The sequence below is a fragment of the Chitinophaga nivalis genome, from assembly GCF_025989125.1.
GTDB classification, from domain to species: domain Bacteria; phylum Bacteroidota; class Bacteroidia; order Chitinophagales; family Chitinophagaceae; genus Chitinophaga; species Chitinophaga nivalis.
Map to the genome: position 1 here is coordinate 921,640 of NZ_JAPDNR010000001.1, position 17,179 is coordinate 938,818.

Here is a 17,179-nt window from a genome sequence, read left to right on the forward strand (position 1 = left end):
ATAACTAACTATAGAAATGACAACAGAACTTTTGGGCGTTATAGCCACCTATGGACTAACGCTGCTACTGGCCTGGCCACTGGCGAGATACATTGTAAAAGTATTCAGGGGAGAGCGTACCTGGTCTGATTTTATGGCGCCGCTGGAACGCCTCTTCTTTAAAATATCCGGTATCAATCCCCGCGAGGAGATGAACTGGAAACAGCACCTGAAAGCATTGCTCACCATCAACATGGTATGGTTTGTATATGCTTTTTTTGCCCTGATGTTTCAGGATAAACTTCCCCTGAATCCGGATGGCAACCCGGGCCAGTCTGCTGATCTGGCTTTTAATACGGCCATCAGCTTTGTCGTAAACTGTAACCTGCAGCACTACTCCGGCGAAACCGGTGTGACTTATTTTACCCAGCTCTTTGTACTGGCCTTCCTGCAGTTTGTAAGTGCCGCTACCGGTATTGCCGCACTCATCGTAGTGTTTAAGGCAATGAAAGAGAAAACAACTACCCAGCTGGGTAACTTCTGGGAGATTTTCCTGAAAACCATTACCCGTATTCTGTTGCCGATTGCGATTGTGATCGGGATCATATTCGTGTTCAATGGTATGCCAGCCAGCTTTGAAGGAAAAGATACGATTGTAACCATGCAGGGTGATACCGTAAATGTTTCCCGTGGCCCTGCTGCCGGCTTCGTAGCCATCAAACACCTGGGTACCAACGGTGGTGGCTTCTTTGGCGCCAACTCCGCTCACCCGCTGGAAAATACCAACTATGTTACCTGGATGACCGAAATGGTAGCACAGGTACTGATTCCTATCGCGGTTGTATTTGCATTGGGTATGTTTATCAACCGCAGAAAATTTGCGATGGTGATGTTTGGTATTATGACCATCGGGATGTTATGTCTGCTGATTCCGTCTATGAACTGGGAAATGAATGGTAACCCGGCTATTGCCCACATGGGTATTCAGCAGGCTACCGGCTCCATGGAAGGGAAGGAAGTACGGTTTGGTGCAGCGGCTACCGGTTATTGGAGTACTGTTACCACCATTATCTCCACCGGTTCTGTATGTGGCTGGCACGACAGTACCATGCCGATGACCGGTATGATGCAACTCCTGGGTATGATGCTGAACTGTTTCTACGGTGGTTGCGGTGTAGGTATCCTTAACTATTACATCTTCATTATTATAGCCGTATTCATCTCCGGCCTGATGGTAGGTCGTACGCCTGAATTTATGGGGCATAAGCTGGAAGCCCGGGAAGTAAAGATCGCGGCCTTTATTACGCTGCTGTCGCCCTTCCTGATCCTGGCAGGTACCGCCCTGTCATCCTGGGTACTGTCGCACCATCCGGATATGAACTGGGCAGTAAAGCCTTCTGCATGGCTCAATAACCCGGGATATCACGGATTTTCCGAAATGCTGTATGAATATACTTCTGCCAACGCGAACAACGGTTCCGGTTTTGAAGGGCTGGGAGATGGTAACATATTCTGGAACGTATCCACCGGCTTTGTGCTGATCCTGGGCAGGTTCCTGCCTATTATAGGACCCGTTGCCATAGCTGGTCTGATGGCGTCTAAAAAATATGTACCTGAATCTGCCGGTACCTTAAAAACAGACTCCATCACCTTTGGCGCCATGACATTTGCCGTGATCATTATTCTGACTGCACTGTCTTATTTCCCGGCGCTGGCATTAGGCCCGATCGCAGAGTATTTTTCCCTGTAATTATTAATGACTTACTACAATGAAGAATGATAATAAATTGTTTCCGCAGGAGCTGGTGAGGGAAAGCCTGAAACAATCCTTCGTGAAACTGCATCCGAAACTGATGATCAAAAACCCGGTAATGTTTACCGTGGAAATAGGCACTGCTGTTATGCTGGTAGTAGCCATGTATTCTCTCTTTACCAAAAATACAGATCAGGGCAGCCCGGCTTATAATATAGCCGTATTTGCAATCCTCTTCCTCACCGTATTGTTTGCCAACTTTGCAGAAGCAATTGCAGAAGCACGTGGTAAAGCGCAGGCAGAGAGCTTACGTAAAACAAGAGAAGAAACCCCTGCCAAAAAAGTAGAGCTGGTAGGTGAAATCTTCACCAATGAAGTGAAAATAGTTTCTTCTGCTTCCCTGCGGAAAGGTGATATTTTCGTATGTGATCCGGGAGATATTATTCCGGCAGACGGAGAAATCGTGCAAGGCCTGGCCAGTATCGACGAATCAGCTATCACCGGTGAAAGTGCACCGGTGATCCGCGAAGCGGGCGGCGATAAATCGAGTGTGGTAGGCGGTACCAAAGTATTGTCTGATCATATCAAAGTACGGGTAAGTACAGAGCCGGGTGAATCTTTCCTCGACAAAATGATTGCCCTGGTAGAAGGCGCCAGCCGCCAGAAAACGCCGAATGAAATTGCATTGACCATTCTGCTGGCCAGCTTTACCCTCATCTTTATCATTGTGTGCGTAACGCTGAAACCTTTTGCAGACTATGCACAGACACCTATTACCATTGCGGCCTTCATCTCTTTGTTTGTATGTCTGATACCTACTACCATCGGTGGTTTGTTGTCTGCCATCGGGATTGCCGGTATGGACCGTGCACTGCGGGCCAATGTGATTACCAAATCGGGTAAAGCAGTGGAAACAGCCGGTGATATTGATGTGCTGTTACTGGATAAAACCGGTACCATCACCATCGGTAACCGTAAAGCCACCAACTTCTATGCGACCAATGGTGTAGACAGGGAAGCCTTTATCCGCCTTTGTGCCCTCAGCTCTCTGGCGGATGAAACACCGGAAGGGAAGTCGATTGTAGAACTGGCCGGTAAAGATATCGTCAGCCAGTTATCTACCAACGGTGCTACACTTGTGAAATTTACTGCCGAAACGCGTAGCAGCGGTATCGATACACCCGATGGCAGCCGTATCCGTAAAGGGGCCTACGATGCAATCAAACGATTGACAGAAAAAGAAGGATTTCAATTCCCGCAGGAAACGCTGGCAAAAGTAGAAGCTATTTCCAATGATGGCGGTACGCCACTGGTAGTAGCCCTCAACAGCAAAGTACAGGGCGTAATTGAACTGCAGGATATTATCAAACCCGGTATCAGCGAACGTTTCGACCGTCTGCGTAAAATGGGCGTGAAAACCGTTATGGTGACCGGTGATAACCCGCTCACGGCTAAATACATTGCCAACAAAGCCGGTGTGGATGATTTTATTGCGGAAGCCAAGCCGGAAGATAAGATGACCTACATCCGCAAAGAACAAAACGAAGGCAGACTGGTAGCCATGATGGGTGATGGTACCAACGACGCCCCTGCCCTTGCACAGGCTGATGTAGGCGTAGCCATGAACAGCGGTACACAGGCGGCAAAAGAAGCCGGCAACATGGTGGACCTGGACAATGATCCTACCAAACTGATTGAAATCGTGGAGATCGGAAAACAGTTGCTCATGACCCGTGGTACACTGACCACCTTCTCCATCGCGAATGATGTGGCCAAGTATTTTGCTATCGTACCTGCTTTGTTTGTGGCTTCTATTCCGGCTTTACAAAGCATCAACATCATGAAGCTGCATAGCCCGGAATCTGCGATCCTAAGTGCGGTGATATTCAACGCCATCATTATCCCGATGCTGATTCCGCTGGCATTACGCGGTGTAGCCTACAAGCCGATCGGCGCCAGTGCCCTGCTGCGCAGAAACCTGTTCATCTATGGCCTGGGTGGTATTGTGGCGCCTTTTATTGGTATCAAGCTGATTGATATGCTGATCGCGCTTTTCCTGTAATCGTTTAACTGAAAAAAGAATTTATTATGAAAAAGTATCTCTGGCCTTCTATAAAATTAACCTTGTTGCTGCTGGTATTATTGGGTGGTTTATATCCCCTGTTTCTGGCAGGTGTAGCTAAAATGGCTCCCGGAAAAGGCGGTGGGGTGAAAGTGATGCAACATGGAAAAGTGGTGGGATATGAGAATATAGCACAGAAATTTTCCGATGATAAATATTTCCAGCCACGTCCGTCTACGGTAGATTACAATGCAGCTGGTTCCGGCGGCTCCAACAAAGCAGCTGGTAACCCCGACTACCTGAAAACAGTACAGGAAAGAATTGATTCCTTCCTGGTACATAATCCGGATGTGAAAAAGGCAGATATTCCAGCGGAACTGGTGACTGCTTCTGCCAGTGGTCTTGATCCACACCTGACTCCCTATGCAGCAATAGTACAGGTACCTCGTATTGCGAAAATAAGAGGCCTGGATGCCGATAAGGTAAAACAACTGGTAGCGGCACAAGCCACTGCGCCGGTACTGGGATTGTTCGGACCTGCTACCGTGAATGTTTTAAAACTGAATGTGGCATTGGATGAGTTGAAATAAAGCCGTCCTCTTATTCCTTTGACCTATGCCTATCTGATTGAAAACCCTGTTGCTGGCAGCCTGCAAGTGGCGGGCTGCCCATGATCACTGAACCACCTGTCTTAAAAGTCTACTTACAAAATGAAGAAAATTTTATTGCTCGCCGGTGCGCTGGCAGCTGCTATTACTATGCTTGCACAGGATGTGCCCACCAAAGAAAAAGAGAAGGGGAAATTAACTGTTTCCGGATATGCGGAGGCCTATTACAGTTATGATCTGAACAAGCCGGAGAATCACCTGAAACCAGGATTTCTATACAACTTCAATCGCCACAATGAGCTGAACCTGAACCTGGGTCTGGTTAAAGCGGCCTATACTTCCGACCGGGTACGGGCCAACGTAGGCCTGATGGCCGGCACCTATGCCCAATACAATATGGCGGCAGAACCGGAACTGCTGCGACATGTTTATGAAGCCAACGTAGGTGTACGGGTAGGCAAAAATGTATGGATCGATGCGGGTATTATGCCTTCTCATATCGGTTTTGAAAGCGCTATCGGTAAAGACTGTCCTACGCTGACCCGCAGCCTGATGGCAGAAAATTCTCCTTATTACGAAACCGGTGCCAAAGTAACCTGGACGCCTAATGAGAAATGGACATTTGCGGCCATGTACCTCAACGGCTGGCAACGGATTAAAAGAGTGGATGGTAACCAGACACCTAATTTCGGTACCCAGATCACCTATAAACCCAATGCAAAAATACTGCTGAACTGGAGCACCTATATTGGTAATGATATGCCGGACAGCGTGCGCCAGATGCGTTATTTTAACAATGTTTACGGTACCTTTGGTATTACAGATAAATTCAGCCTCACAGCAGGATTGGATTATGGTCTGCAACAAAAAACAAAAGGTAAAGGCGACCTGTATAACTGGTACAGCCCGATCGTTATTGCCCGTTATGCCTTCACGAATAAATTTGCGATGGCAGGCCGCGCAGAATATTTTAACGATCAGGATGGTGTAGTGATTGCAACCGGTACTGCCAATGGTTTCCAGACAACAGGATTTTCGCTGAACCTGGATTTTACACCGGTAGACAATATGATGTTCAGGGTAGAAGGAAGGATGTTTGACGGGAAAGACAAAACATTTATGAAGGGAACGGAATTAAAAAATACCCATACCGCAATTACTGCATCTATGGCAGTATGGTTCTAACCAGTTGTTATGACAGATAAAGAACAATCGGTACAACATTTTCTTGACCTGGCCAACCGCGCCGGCAGAGGGAAGTTTAAGATCTATATCGGCATGAGTGCCGGCGTAGGCAAAACTTACCGGATGTTGCAGGAAATGCAGGCCATGGTCAGAAATGGTATTAATATTCAGATTGGCTACATTGAAACACATGGGCGTGCGGAAACGCACGCCCTGTTAGCTGGTTTACCCGCCATTCCCCGGAAGCAGGTTTTCTACAAAGGAAAAATGCTGGAGGAAATGGACCTTACCACCATCTTGCTGCTAAGCCCGCATTGGGTAGTGGTAGATGAACTGGCGCACAGCAATATCCCCGGTTCTAAAAATGAAAAACGCTGGCAGGATGTGGTAGACCTGTTGAATGCCGGCATCAACGTTATCTCCGCGATCAATATTCAGCATATTGAAAGCATTAACCAGGAGGTAAAAGCCATTACCGGCGTAGAAGTACAGGAACGTGTACCCGACAGTATCCTGCAACTGGCGGATGAAGTCGTGAATATAGACCTTACGGCAGATGAACTGATTACCCGGCTGAAAGAAGGAAAGATCTATGATCAATCCAAGGTGGATATGGCCCTCCGCAATTTTTTTCAGGCAGATAAAATCCTGCAGTTACGGGAGCTGGCGCTGAAAGAAGTAGCTACGCAGGTAGAACGAAAAGTGGAAATAGAAGTGCCTCGTAGTCAGCAGATGCGGCACGAGAGCTTTCTGGCTTGTATTTCTACCAATGATGAGGTAGCGCGGAAAGTGATCCGCAAAACCGCCCGGCTGGCCGCCTATTATCATGCAGACTGGTATGTACTGTATGTACAAACGCCGCGGGAAAGTGCAGATAAAATTGCACTGGCTGCACAACGGCATCTGATCAACAACCTGAAACTGGCAACAGAACTGGGGGCAGAAGTCATACAGGAACATCATGTGAAAATATCGGAAGCTATTATTAACACCGCCATGCAAAAACAGGTAACCACCATTTGTATGGGAAAACCACATATCAGTTTATTCCGGATCATTTTGCGTACGAATCTGTTTAACCAGTTACTGAAAACACTTTCTACCAACGATATAGACCTCATTATATTATCATGAGCATGCTCAGATTAAAAACGAAGATCACCCTGGGAGTATTATTCCTTTACATCATGCTGCTGCTGGTGAGCATATTGGGTTACTATTATCTGAACCGGCTGAATGTAAAAGCGAAAGTGATCCTGGTGGATAATTATGAGTCGCTGGAATATGCCAAAAATATGCTGGTAGCACTGGAAGAGCTGCCTGTGAACAGAAAGGCAGCCCTGGATTCTTTTGCAGCCAACCTGCAACGGCAGCAACGCAACGTAACAGAAAAGGGCGAAGAGCAGGCCACAGCGGCTGTGCAACGCATATTTACGCATTTGTCCAACGATGCTACGGGCGGTACGGCAGATATATCAGCCCTGAAGAAGAACATCTATGTAATCATGGATGTGAACATGAACGCCATTGTGGGCAAGAATGAACGGGTGAAAAAAACAGCTGATAATGCCTTATTGTACATCGCCATCATCAGCGGTATCTGTTTTCTGTTGGGCTTTACCTTTGTGTATAACTTCCCCGGTTATATTGCCAACCCCATTCATGCACTGACAGAAGCGATTAAAAGTATTGCCGACAAACAATACAGCAAACGGCTGTATTTCAAATCCGGCGATGAGTTCGGAGAGCTGGCCACCGCCTTTAATACCATGGCGCAGCGGCTGGATGAATACGACCATAGCAACCTGGCGCGTATCATGTTTGAAAAGCAACGGGCAGAAGCTGTGATCAGCAGCCTGAAAGATGCGACTATCGGCTTTGATGCCAAAAATATTATCCTGTTTGCCAATACACAGGCGCTGCAATTATTGAATATTCCGGAGAAGGAACTGATAGGACAACCGGCAGCAGCGGTTTCCGAAAGGAATGACCTGTTGCGTTTCCTGATTAATACACAGGAGAATGCCCCCCTTAAAATAGTGGTAGATGGAAAGGAATGTTTCTTTACCCGGGAAACTTCTGATATACAATATGAAGAAAAACGTATAGGCTATGTCGTTATACTCCGTAACATTACTACCTTCAAAGAACAAGACATTGCCAAAACCCATTTTATTGCTACGATTTCCCATGAATTAAAAACACCGCTGGCGGCATCTGATTTCAGTATTAAGTTGCTGGAAGATGAACGGACCGGTCATCTGAGCGATGAGCAGAAAGAATTGGTGGGCAGCCTGAAACAGGACAATCGCCGCATGATAAAAATTGTCAGCGAACTGCTGGACCTGTCGCAGGTGGAAAGTGGTAACATTCAGTTGCAACCGCAGCCGGTTACTGCCCTGAACATCGTACAATACGCCCTGGATACGGTACAGAAGCAAGCTACCCAGCAAGAGGTAACGATACAGCTCCAGGTACCGGATACCTTACCGCGGGTACTGGCAGATGTAGAAAAAACAGCATGGGTACTGGTGAACCTGCTGACCAATGCCATTCGTTATTCGGCCCGGTCATCTGCTATAGAACTAACGGTTACGGATACCGGAACAGATATGTTGTCGTTTACCGTACGGGATTATGGAAAGGGTATCCCTGCTGCTTTCCGGGAGCGTATCTTTGAAAGATTTTTCCAGGTGCCTGGTATGAAAGGACATAAGGGGAATGGGCTGGGACTGGCCATTTCCAAAGAATTTATTGAAGCGCAGGGCGGCATGATTGGGGTGAGTAGTGAAGAAGGAAAAGGCAGTCGTTTTTACTTCACGTTACCGATAGCACCCCTGGGAACTGTTTAACAAGCCATAATGTGTTCTTCGATGAGGGGTGCATATTTGTTATATGTTGCTATCAGCTCTTCGAGACGGGCAGGCAGGGTGTCGAGATTTTCTGTGAGGGTGGCGTCCCTTTCTATGCTATGGGCAATGGTGACGGCTTCCCGCATGCCTACGATATCGAGGTTGCCTTTCAGCTGGTGGGCAATGATAAAAGCCTGGTTCCAGTTTTCTTCCCGGATAGCGGCATATAGTTCTGCAAATTTTACCGGTACGCTTCTCAGGAGGTCTTCCAGCAGTACCCGGATATTTTCACTGTTGCCAGACATGATTTTATAGACAGTATTGAAATTAACAGGTCCCTGTGAGGCGTTGGCAGCAACCGGCCGGGCTACATAATCAGCTACCTCCTCTCCCATTCCTTTCTGGATTTTATAAAACAGTTCTTCGGGTTCAAAGGGTTTGGAGATGTAATCATTCATGCCGGCTTCCAGGCAACGTTCCTTCTCTCCTTTGATAGCAGAAGCTGTCATGGCAATGATACTGGCGGTAATGCCCTGTTGCCGCATGGCGCGGGTGGTCTGGTAACCATCCATGCCGGGCATCTGGATATCCATGATAATGCAGTCGTAGGTTTTGTGTCGCAGCATCTGGAGGGCGGTTTCACCATCGCTGACCACATCGGTACGGGCGCCGGCATTGCGCAGGGTATGGAAAGCTACCTGCTGATTGATATCATTATCTTCTACCACCAGTATTAATTTTCCGGCGAGGGCTTTATCCTGCGTGGCATGTTTTTGCGGATCTTTCTTTTGCTGGGTCGCAAACAGATCTTTGGTAAAAGGTAATTCAAAATAAAAAACAGATCCTTCGTTGATATTGCTTTCTACCCGGATAATGCCGTCCTGGAGGGCAATCAGGTGTTTACAGATGGCCAGTCCCAGGCCGGTGCCACCAAACTTGCGGCTGCTGCCGGTATGTGTCTGGGAGAAACTTTCGAAGATAGAAGCCTGTTTTTCCGGTGGAATGCCGATGCCGGTATCTTTTACGGTAAAGCCAATGCGGATGGTGGAGCGGTCTTTATCTTCTCCGGCCAGACATATTTTTACCCGGATACTGCCGGCTACTGTGAATTTGATGGCATTCTCCACAATGTTTACCAGGATCTGATTCAGTCTTACCTCATCGCCCAGTAAATAGGCAGGAATATTATCATCTATCTCCTGATAAAAAGACACGCCTTTTTGTTCCGCCTGTAATTTTAAAGGGAACAATACCTGGTTAATGACTTCAAACAGCTCGAATGGTTCATGTAGCAGTTGTAGTTTGCCTGCTTTTATTTTAGAGAAGTCGAGGATATCGTTGATAATCACCAACAGGTTACTGGCAGAGGTTTTTATGCCCATGACATAATCAATCTGCGTAGGCGTAAGCTGTTGTTGCTGGATGAGCAGATTGGTCATACCAATGATACCGTTCATGGGTGTACGGATTTCGTGGCTCATATTGGCCAGGAATATCTCCTGGGAATTGACGGCTTCTTTGGCTATTTTATTGGCTTTTTCGATGCCGGCGATATAGTTTACTTTTTCTGTGAGGTCTTGTCCGATGCCGCAGACGCCGATCATTTCGCCGGCATTGTTGCGAAGCGGGAATTTGGTGATGAGGAAGTGATAGGTTTTATCTTTTACTTCGATGGTATCATCCATTTTAAACCGGTTGCCGGTGCTCATCACCTGCCGGTCCAGCTCTGCATAGCGGGCTACCCAGGTATGATGGGATAATTCCGCATCTGTTTTACCAATGATATCATCTTTATCTACCTGCATGATTTCCGTAAAGCGGTTATTGACCAGCAGGTATTTGCCGGGCATATCTTTCACAAACATCATGGAAGGCATAAAGTCGATGATGGCTTCCAGGCGTTTTTGCAGGTATTCTACTGTGGCATCATTTCTTTTTTCGCTGTCTATATCCCGGACGATACATTGGAACTCTTTTAGCTTACCATCTTCGCGGCGTACAATAGAAGTGAGTTGTTCTACCCAGCGTTTTGCGCCTGTTTTGGTAATGATTTCAAACTCCCGGGAAGAATAGTCCTGCCCTTCTTCTACCTGTTGCCGGTAGAAGGTATCCAGGTTTTCAAATATATCTTCTTCCAGAAAGAGGGAGTAATGTTTGCCTATGAGGGCGGTATGTGAATAGCCGGTGATGTCAGCAACACCTTTGCTGACGTAGGTAAAGAGGCCGTTGGTGTCGGTGGTAAAGAGGATGGGCTCCATTTCCTCGGTGAGTCGTTTGAAAGACTGCTCACTCTTTTGCAGCTGGTTGGACCAGTTTCTTAATTTTTCGAAGAGCCGGAAAATGTACCGGGCTTCTCCGCCCAGGAGGATCAGTATGAGGAGGCTGGCCAGTACCATGGACCAGAAAGAATACCGGGTATAGTAGGCGTCTTTGTCGATGCTTTGGATGAGGAGCGTCCGTTCTGTTTCCAGGAAGGTGCTTACCAGTTGCTGCAGCCGGAGGCGTAGTTGTTGTCCTTTGGGAGCGGTAATGAGTTGTCGGGCTTTGGGCAGGTTGGTGGTGGCGGTTTGTAATATTTCCTGGTTGTAGGCTATTTTTTCCCGGAGGATGTGTTGGATGGATAACAGTACTTTCTGGCTGGGGGGACTGAGGCTAACCATTTGCATGAGTTGGTGCAGGGCCCGTTGCATGCTGTCTGGTGGCTGAAATCCCAGTGGGGGAAGTTTTTGCTGATCCATGAGCAGCATATCCCGGATGCTGGTGGTATAGCTGTTATCAAGTGCCGCAATGCTACGGGCTTTATCTATAATGAGATTACTGTTTTTAATAGAAGTAGCTGCATCCCTTGTTCTTTTCTGAACCATCCATGCATAAAACACGAAGACACATAGTGTTATCAGCACCACTACTACGAGGACAATGACGGTATTTGCGATTTTCTTCATGGGTTTTCGCAGACTTAAATAAAAGATATATTCAAGGGTATTAAGGGATCAGGTAACAGATTCTCTCTTCAAATTAAGTATATTTTATGCCATTATCGTTATTCATCTTGTTCAATATAATTTGGTTATCAGGGAAAGAATAGGCCTATCAATATTACTTTTTGTGTAACTTCCCGCCGGTTAGGCGAGCTGGTAAATATGTTTTTGCAATATTTTAACCAATTGTTTTACAATCATTCCATTAAATTTGCCTAATATTCTTTTTCCTAAGTATGTATATTTTATGAAGAAAATAATTTTTACCCTTGGTTTGATAGCTGCAGCTATGGGCGTTTTTGCACAGGATGGCGGCTCGCCGATGAATAAAGCGGTGAACAGGGCTACCCATTCGAGGGATTTTCTGATGATACAACTGGCCTATGATGGATGGTCCGGTGCCCCTGACAATGTAAAGACAGGGTTCAACCGCGGCTTCAACGTAGCCCTGATGTACGATGTTCCCTTAAAGAATTCGCCTATCAGTCTGGCTGCAGGTCTGGGTGTCAGCACCAGTGGTGTGTTTCTGAAAGATAACATCATGGACATCTCAGGAAAATCTAACCGCAACACGGCTTCTTTCCCTGCCAATAATAATGCATACAAGAAATTCAAAGTAGCGACCACTTATGTGGAGTTACCAATTGAAATACGTTACCGCAGTGTACCGGATAATGCCAACAAAGGCTTCAAAGCAGCCATCGGTATGAAAATCGGCGCATTGGTAGATGCACATACAAAAGGTAAGAATACCGGTGCCAATGGTAGCAAAAACATTGACAAGGTGGCCAACAAAGGTTTCTTTAACCCATGGCGTTTTGCCGCTACGGCTCGTGTAGGTTATGGTAACTTCGCTGTATTTGGCGCCTACTCGCTCAACACCTTATTAAAAGATAACAACAATATCGATATCAGACCATACCAGATTGGTATCTGTATCAGTGGCCTGTAAGATTACAGCTTACATCTCATAAAAATTACGCATGGTAAAACAGCGGCTGGCGGATGATTTCCGCACCAACTGTTCTGCCATGCGTAATGTTTTTATGGCATCACCCCTGGTGATGCTGTAATATCACTCCTTCCTCAGGCGCCTGCAAAGGCCGGTTTCCTTTTTTCCAGGAATGCCTGTATCCCTTCTGCATTATCGACCGAATTACCGGCAATATCCTGGCAGTACGCCTCATACTCCAGTGCCGCATCCAGGTTTTCGGTCATGCCTTTGGTCAGCATCTTTTTCATCAGGGCAATGGCTTTCGTGGGGGCGCTGGCGTAATAGGCTGCTTCTGCCTGTACCGCCTCATCCAGTTCGGCATCCGGTACTACTTTGTTGACCAGTCCCATTTGCAGGGCTTCTGCCGACGTGATCTTCGTGGCTTTGGTAGCCAGTTCAAAAGCACGGTGGTAGCCTACGGTGCGGGGCAGGAAATAGGAAGAACCAGAATCCAGTACCAGGGCTATATTTACGAATATCTCAATCATGGAGGCACTTTCGGCGGCAATAATCATATCGCAGGCCAGGGCGAGGGAACATCCGGCGCCGGCAGCCACCCCATTGAGCCGGCATATAACCGGTTTGGGCATATTGCGGATCGCCCGGATAATAGGATTGTACCGTTTGTGCAGCGACTCACTCAGATTTCGTTTACCTGCTGCCATAGAAGCTTTCAGATCTTGCCCGCTGCTAAAGGCTTTGCCGGCACCGGTAAGTACCACCACTCTTACAGCAGCATCCTTTTCTACCTGTTTCAGGGCATCCTGCAGTTCGTAGCTGAGGGGATCATTAAAGGCATTGTATACTTCCGGTCTGTTCAGGGTGATGGTGGCAATACCATCTTGAATATCCAATAATAAAGCTGTCATGATATGGAATTTTGGTGGTGAGATCAATCGTGGAAGGAAAAAGGCGCAGTGGCTATTGGGGAAGTGGCCACTGCGCTGTATGATATTGATAGAACGTGATACTACAGGGTTTCTTTCAGCCAGCTGAAAAATTCCCGCTGCCATACCACACCATTCTGTGGTTTCAGCACCCAGTGGTTTTCTTCCGGGAAGTACAGCAACTTGCTTTTGATGCCTTTCAGCTGTGCCAGCTGGAAGGCTTGCAGGCCCTGTTCAATGGGAACGCGGAAGTCGATACCCCCCTGAATGATCAGGATAGGTGTATTCCACTTGTTGGCGTATTCGCTGGGATTGTAGTGTTTATAGGTGTTGGCATTGGCCGGATCCCAGTAAGCACCCAGGTCCCAGTTGGCAAACCACAGCTCTTCGGTGGTACCATACCAGCTTCTCAGGTCAAAGAGACCATCGTGGGAAATAAAGGTTTTGAAGCGGTTTTCGTGTATGCCAGCCAGCATATATACGGAGTAGCCGCCATAACTGGCTCCTACAGCGCCTAAGCGGCTTTTATCCACAAAGCTTTCCTTGCTTACTTCGTCGATGGCACTCAGGTAGTCGCGGATAGGCTGGCCACCCCAGTCTTTGCTGATAGCGGCATTCCATTCTACGCCATGTCCGGGCATCCCTCTTCTGTTGGGAGCTACTACGATATAGCCCTGTGCTGCCATCAGCTGGAAGTTCCAGCGATAGGAATAGTACTGCGACAGCGGGGACTGTGGTCCACCCTGGCAATACAGGAGCGTTGGATATTTTTTAGCAGGATCAAAATCCGGTGGATAGATGACCCAGGTCAGCATTTCTTTACCGTCGGTGGTTTTTATCCAGCGTTTTTCTACTTTAGACAGGCCTATTTTTTCATAGGTAGCTTTATTGACGTTGGTCAGCGCAGTGATAGCTCCTTTCTGCAGATCTACGGTAAACAGTTCGGCTGCATGGTTCATATCCGTGCGGGAAACCACGAGGGTATTGCCGGATTGCGCTACGATGCCATTGACATCGAAATCGCCGCTGGTTACCTGGCGTATATGCTTTTCCGTTGTCTGGGCAGGATCTTTCTGCAGGCTGATTTCCAGCAGTTGTTCGGTGCCTTTGATAACTGCCAGGAAAAAGATTTTTTTACTGTCGTTGCTGAAACTTACTGCGGAAGCGGTACCATCCCAGTTTTTGGTAATGTTGGTTTTTACACCGGTAGCGCGGTTCAGGATGATGACATCATTTTTATCGGCTTCAAATCCGTCGTTGGCCATGCTCAGCCAGGTGAGGTGTTTGCCGTCCTGGCTAAAGGCCGGAGCGGTATCGTACCCCATCATGCCTTCAGACAGGTTGCGGGTTTTCTGCGTAGCCAGGTTGTATTCGTATATATCGGTATTGGTGCTGATCGCGTAATCTTTACCGAATTTCTTTTTGCATACATAAATGATGCTTTGGCCATCGGGGCTCCAGATCAGGTCTTCGGCGCCACCGGAAGGCATCTGCGGGCAATCGTAGGGCTCACCGGCCATGATGTCTATTGGTGCGCCTACTTCGCCGTTGTTGTACGTAGCATAGAATACGTGCTGGAAACTGCCGTCTTCCCAGGTATCCCAGTGCCGGTAGTTGAGGTTGTCGTATATCTGTACGTTGGATTTGGTCAGGTCGGGGTAATGATCGGCGCCGCTGACCTTCTTCACTTTTACTTCTTTGGAAAAGAGGATATGCTTACCATCCGGTGCTATCCGGATATTTTGCATACCGCCTTCTACTTTTGTTTTCTGCACCGAGTTAGTGCCGTCAGCATTCATCTCCCACCACTGTCCTTTCAGGGAGAAGCCGATTTTATTACCAGGTAAGATGGCAACATCTCCTTCTGCGCCGGGAGTGTTTGTCAGTTGTTGCGGGGTGCCGCCGGCCAATGGAATGGCATACAGGTTTTTTTCTCCTTTGTTGTCAGCCAGTTTCACCTGGGATACGCCATAGATAACGGTTTTGCCATCGGCGCTCACCGCTTCTCCGCTTACCCTGCCCAACTGCCATAGCAGTTCCGGGGTCATTTTGTCCTGGGCTACTGTCATAGTCGAAATAAATAATCCTGCCAGTAAAAAAGGTTTATACATGATGTAAAAAGGTTGTTTTGGATCTTATAAATGTAAAAAGAGATTTTGGGATTGCAGACATTAAAGGGGGCAGCGGTAGAAAAACAGCATATTGCAGCGGGTCTGTGCAGCATCTCCGCAGCCGGACGGGGTCACTCCGTAAATCCCTAAATTCTACCTAATTTTGCTGCAAATTCTGAAATACATTGATCGAGAAAAAACAAGTGGTACAAACGGAAGAAAGAGCTGTCATTGTGGGTGTTATTACCCGGGAGCAATCGGAGCGTCAGGTACAGGAGTTCCTGGACGAGCTGGTGTTCCTCGCAGAGACAGCAGGCGCCGTGACCATCAAACGCTTTACCCAAAAGCTGGGACATCCTGACCGGGCCACTTTTGTAGGTAAGGGAAAGCTGGAAGAAATTCATCAGTTTATAGCAAGCCGTAATATTTCCGTGGTCATCTTCGACGATGAGCTGACCGGATCTCAGATCGCCAACATCGAAAAGGTGTTGAAGGTAAAAGTGATCGACCGGAGTGACCTGATCCTGGATATCTTTGCCCGCCGCGCCCGTACGGCACAGGCCAAAGTGCAGGTGGAACTGGCGCAGTACCAGTACATCCTGCCCCGCCTGCGTGGTATGTGGAGCCACCTGGAACGTCAGGGAGGCGGTATCGGCAGCAGAGGTCCCGGTGAAACCGAGATTGAAACAGACCGTCGTATCGTAAAAGACAAAATAGCGCTCTTACGTAAACGGCTGCTGGAAATCGACAAACAAGCCCTCACGCAGCGCAAGGAACGGGGTGAATTTATCCGCGTAGCCCTCGTAGGCTATACCAACGTAGGTAAAAGCACCATCATGAACCTGCTGAGTAAAAGTGAAGTGTTTGCCGAAAATAAACTGTTCGCTACCCTGGATACCACCACCAGAAAAGTAGTATTTGAACAAACACCCTTTTTGCTGAGCGATACGGTAGGATTTATCCGTAAACTGCCGCATCACCTGGTAGAAAGCTTCAAATCCACCCTGGATGAAGTAAGGGAAAGCGACATTTTAATGCATGTGGTAGACATTTCACATCCGCAATATGAAGAGCAGATTGAAGTGGTAAACCGCACCTTGCAGGAGCTGAAAGCCTTTGAAAAGCCAACTATCATGATCTTCAACAAAATGGATCTGTATGAGGCCAACACCTTCGACGAATGGCTGGGAGAAGACGTGAAACAGGACATTCTGACTGGTCTGAAACAGCACTGGGATGTTAAAACCAACGGTAACTGCGTATTCATCTCTGCACTGGAAAAAAGAAATATTGAGGAACTGCGTAAAACCATTATGGATAAAGTGGCTCAGCTGTATAAGGAACGTTATCCCTATAAAACTGAATTCTTCTACTAATGGCCAAAACGTATTCCTGGCATAAGCTGGATGAAGGCAACCTGCCTTTTACGGAAAAAGCCATCAGCGTAATAGAGGTAAATGGTAAAAAGATCTGCTGTACCCTGTATGAAGGACAGCTGTTTGCCTTTGCCTTTAAATGTCCGCATGCCGGCGGCATAATGGCCGATGGGGTCATTGATGCCACCGGCAATGTTGTTTGTCCCCTGCACCGGTATAAATTCAGTATTAAAAACGGTTACAATTGCAGTGGGGAAGGCTACTACCTGAAGACCTATCCTATAGAACAACGGGATGACGGTGCGTACGTAGGAATGGAGAAGAGCGGATGGCTTTGGTAGGGATTATCTTTCTGTTAATAGTAAAAAGGGGCGCTTAAGTAACCGGTATA

12 protein-coding genes are annotated in these 17,179 nt (G+C 47.4%); 9 read left to right on the forward strand and 3 right to left on the reverse strand.

Annotated features, from left to right (window positions below):
* Positions 1–16 precede the first annotated feature (16 nt).
* The 6 genes from kdpA (at position 17) to OL444_RS03880 (ending at position 8,439) form a co-directional block, all read left to right on the forward strand.
* Positions 17–1,729 (forward strand): potassium-transporting ATPase subunit KdpA, encoded by a 1,713-nt coding sequence (gene kdpA / locus OL444_RS03855; protein WP_264734550.1) that lies wholly within the window; start codon positions 17–19, stop codon positions 1,727–1,729.
* Between the two features lie 19 nt (positions 1,730–1,748).
* Positions 1,749–3,794 (forward strand): potassium-transporting ATPase subunit KdpB, encoded by a 2,046-nt coding sequence (gene kdpB / locus OL444_RS03860; protein WP_264734549.1) that lies wholly within the window; start codon positions 1,749–1,751, stop codon positions 3,792–3,794.
* Positions 3,795–3,820: 26 nt separating this feature from the next.
* Positions 3,821–4,384: a potassium-transporting ATPase subunit KdpC gene (kdpC, locus tag OL444_RS03865; protein ID WP_264734548.1), complete on the forward strand. Its 564-nt coding sequence runs from the start codon at positions 3,821–3,823 to the stop codon at positions 4,382–4,384.
* Between the two features lie 120 nt (positions 4,385–4,504).
* Positions 4,505–5,587, forward strand: coding sequence for a porin (locus OL444_RS03870; protein WP_264734547.1), 1,083 nt, complete (start codon positions 4,505–4,507; stop codon positions 5,585–5,587).
* 9 nt (positions 5,588–5,596) lie between these two features.
* Entirely contained in the window at positions 5,597–6,721 is a 1,125-nt protein-coding gene (locus tag OL444_RS03875) for a sensor protein KdpD (protein WP_264734546.1), read from the forward strand.
* A gap of 2 nt (positions 6,722–6,723) precedes the next feature.
* The gene (locus OL444_RS03880; RefSeq protein ID WP_264734545.1) at positions 6,724–8,439 is read left to right on the forward strand and encodes a sensor histidine kinase; all 1,716 of its coding nucleotides are present in this window, start codon (positions 6,724–6,726) and stop codon (positions 8,437–8,439) included.
* Here OL444_RS03880 and OL444_RS03885 read toward each other — a convergent pair.
* On the reverse strand, positions 8,436–11,384 hold the full coding sequence (locus tag OL444_RS03885; protein ID WP_264734544.1) for a PAS domain S-box protein: 2,949 nt from the start codon (positions 11,382–11,384) through the stop codon (positions 8,436–8,438). The genes OL444_RS03880 and OL444_RS03885 overlap by 4 nt on opposite strands.
* Before the next feature lie 283 nt (positions 11,385–11,667).
* Here OL444_RS03885 and OL444_RS03890 point away from each other — a divergent pair, with 283 nt between their 5' ends.
* Complete coding sequence (locus tag OL444_RS03890) at positions 11,668–12,372, forward strand: porin family protein (RefSeq protein WP_264734543.1); 705 nt, start codon at positions 11,668–11,670, stop codon at positions 12,370–12,372.
* Between the two features lie 134 nt (positions 12,373–12,506).
* On the opposite strand, the gene OL444_RS03895 is transcribed toward OL444_RS03890, so the two are convergent.
* Both OL444_RS03895 and OL444_RS03900 read right to left on the reverse strand, forming a co-directional pair.
* A complete protein-coding gene (locus OL444_RS03895) occupies positions 12,507–13,283 on the reverse strand; it encodes an enoyl-CoA hydratase-related protein (protein WP_264734542.1) in 777 nt (258 codons plus the stop codon).
* A 101-nt stretch (positions 13,284–13,384) separates the two neighbouring features.
* Positions 13,385–15,412: a S9 family peptidase gene (locus tag OL444_RS03900; RefSeq protein WP_264734541.1), complete on the reverse strand. Its 2,028-nt coding sequence runs from the start codon at positions 15,410–15,412 to the stop codon at positions 13,385–13,387.
* Positions 15,413–15,597: 185 nt separating this feature from the next.
* Here OL444_RS03900 and hflX point away from each other — a divergent pair, with 185 nt between their 5' ends.
* Positions 15,598–16,788 carry a GTPase HflX gene (gene hflX, locus OL444_RS03905; protein WP_264734540.1) on the forward strand — a complete coding sequence of 397 codons (1,191 nt, stop codon included), beginning with the start codon at positions 15,598–15,600 and terminating at the stop codon, positions 16,786–16,788.
* Positions 16,788–17,129 (forward strand): Rieske (2Fe-2S) protein, encoded by a 342-nt coding sequence (locus OL444_RS03910; RefSeq protein WP_264734539.1) that lies wholly within the window; start codon positions 16,788–16,790, stop codon positions 17,127–17,129. The genes hflX and OL444_RS03910 overlap by 1 nt, the downstream gene beginning before the upstream one ends.
* The last annotated feature ends 50 nt before the right edge of the window (positions 17,130–17,179 follow it).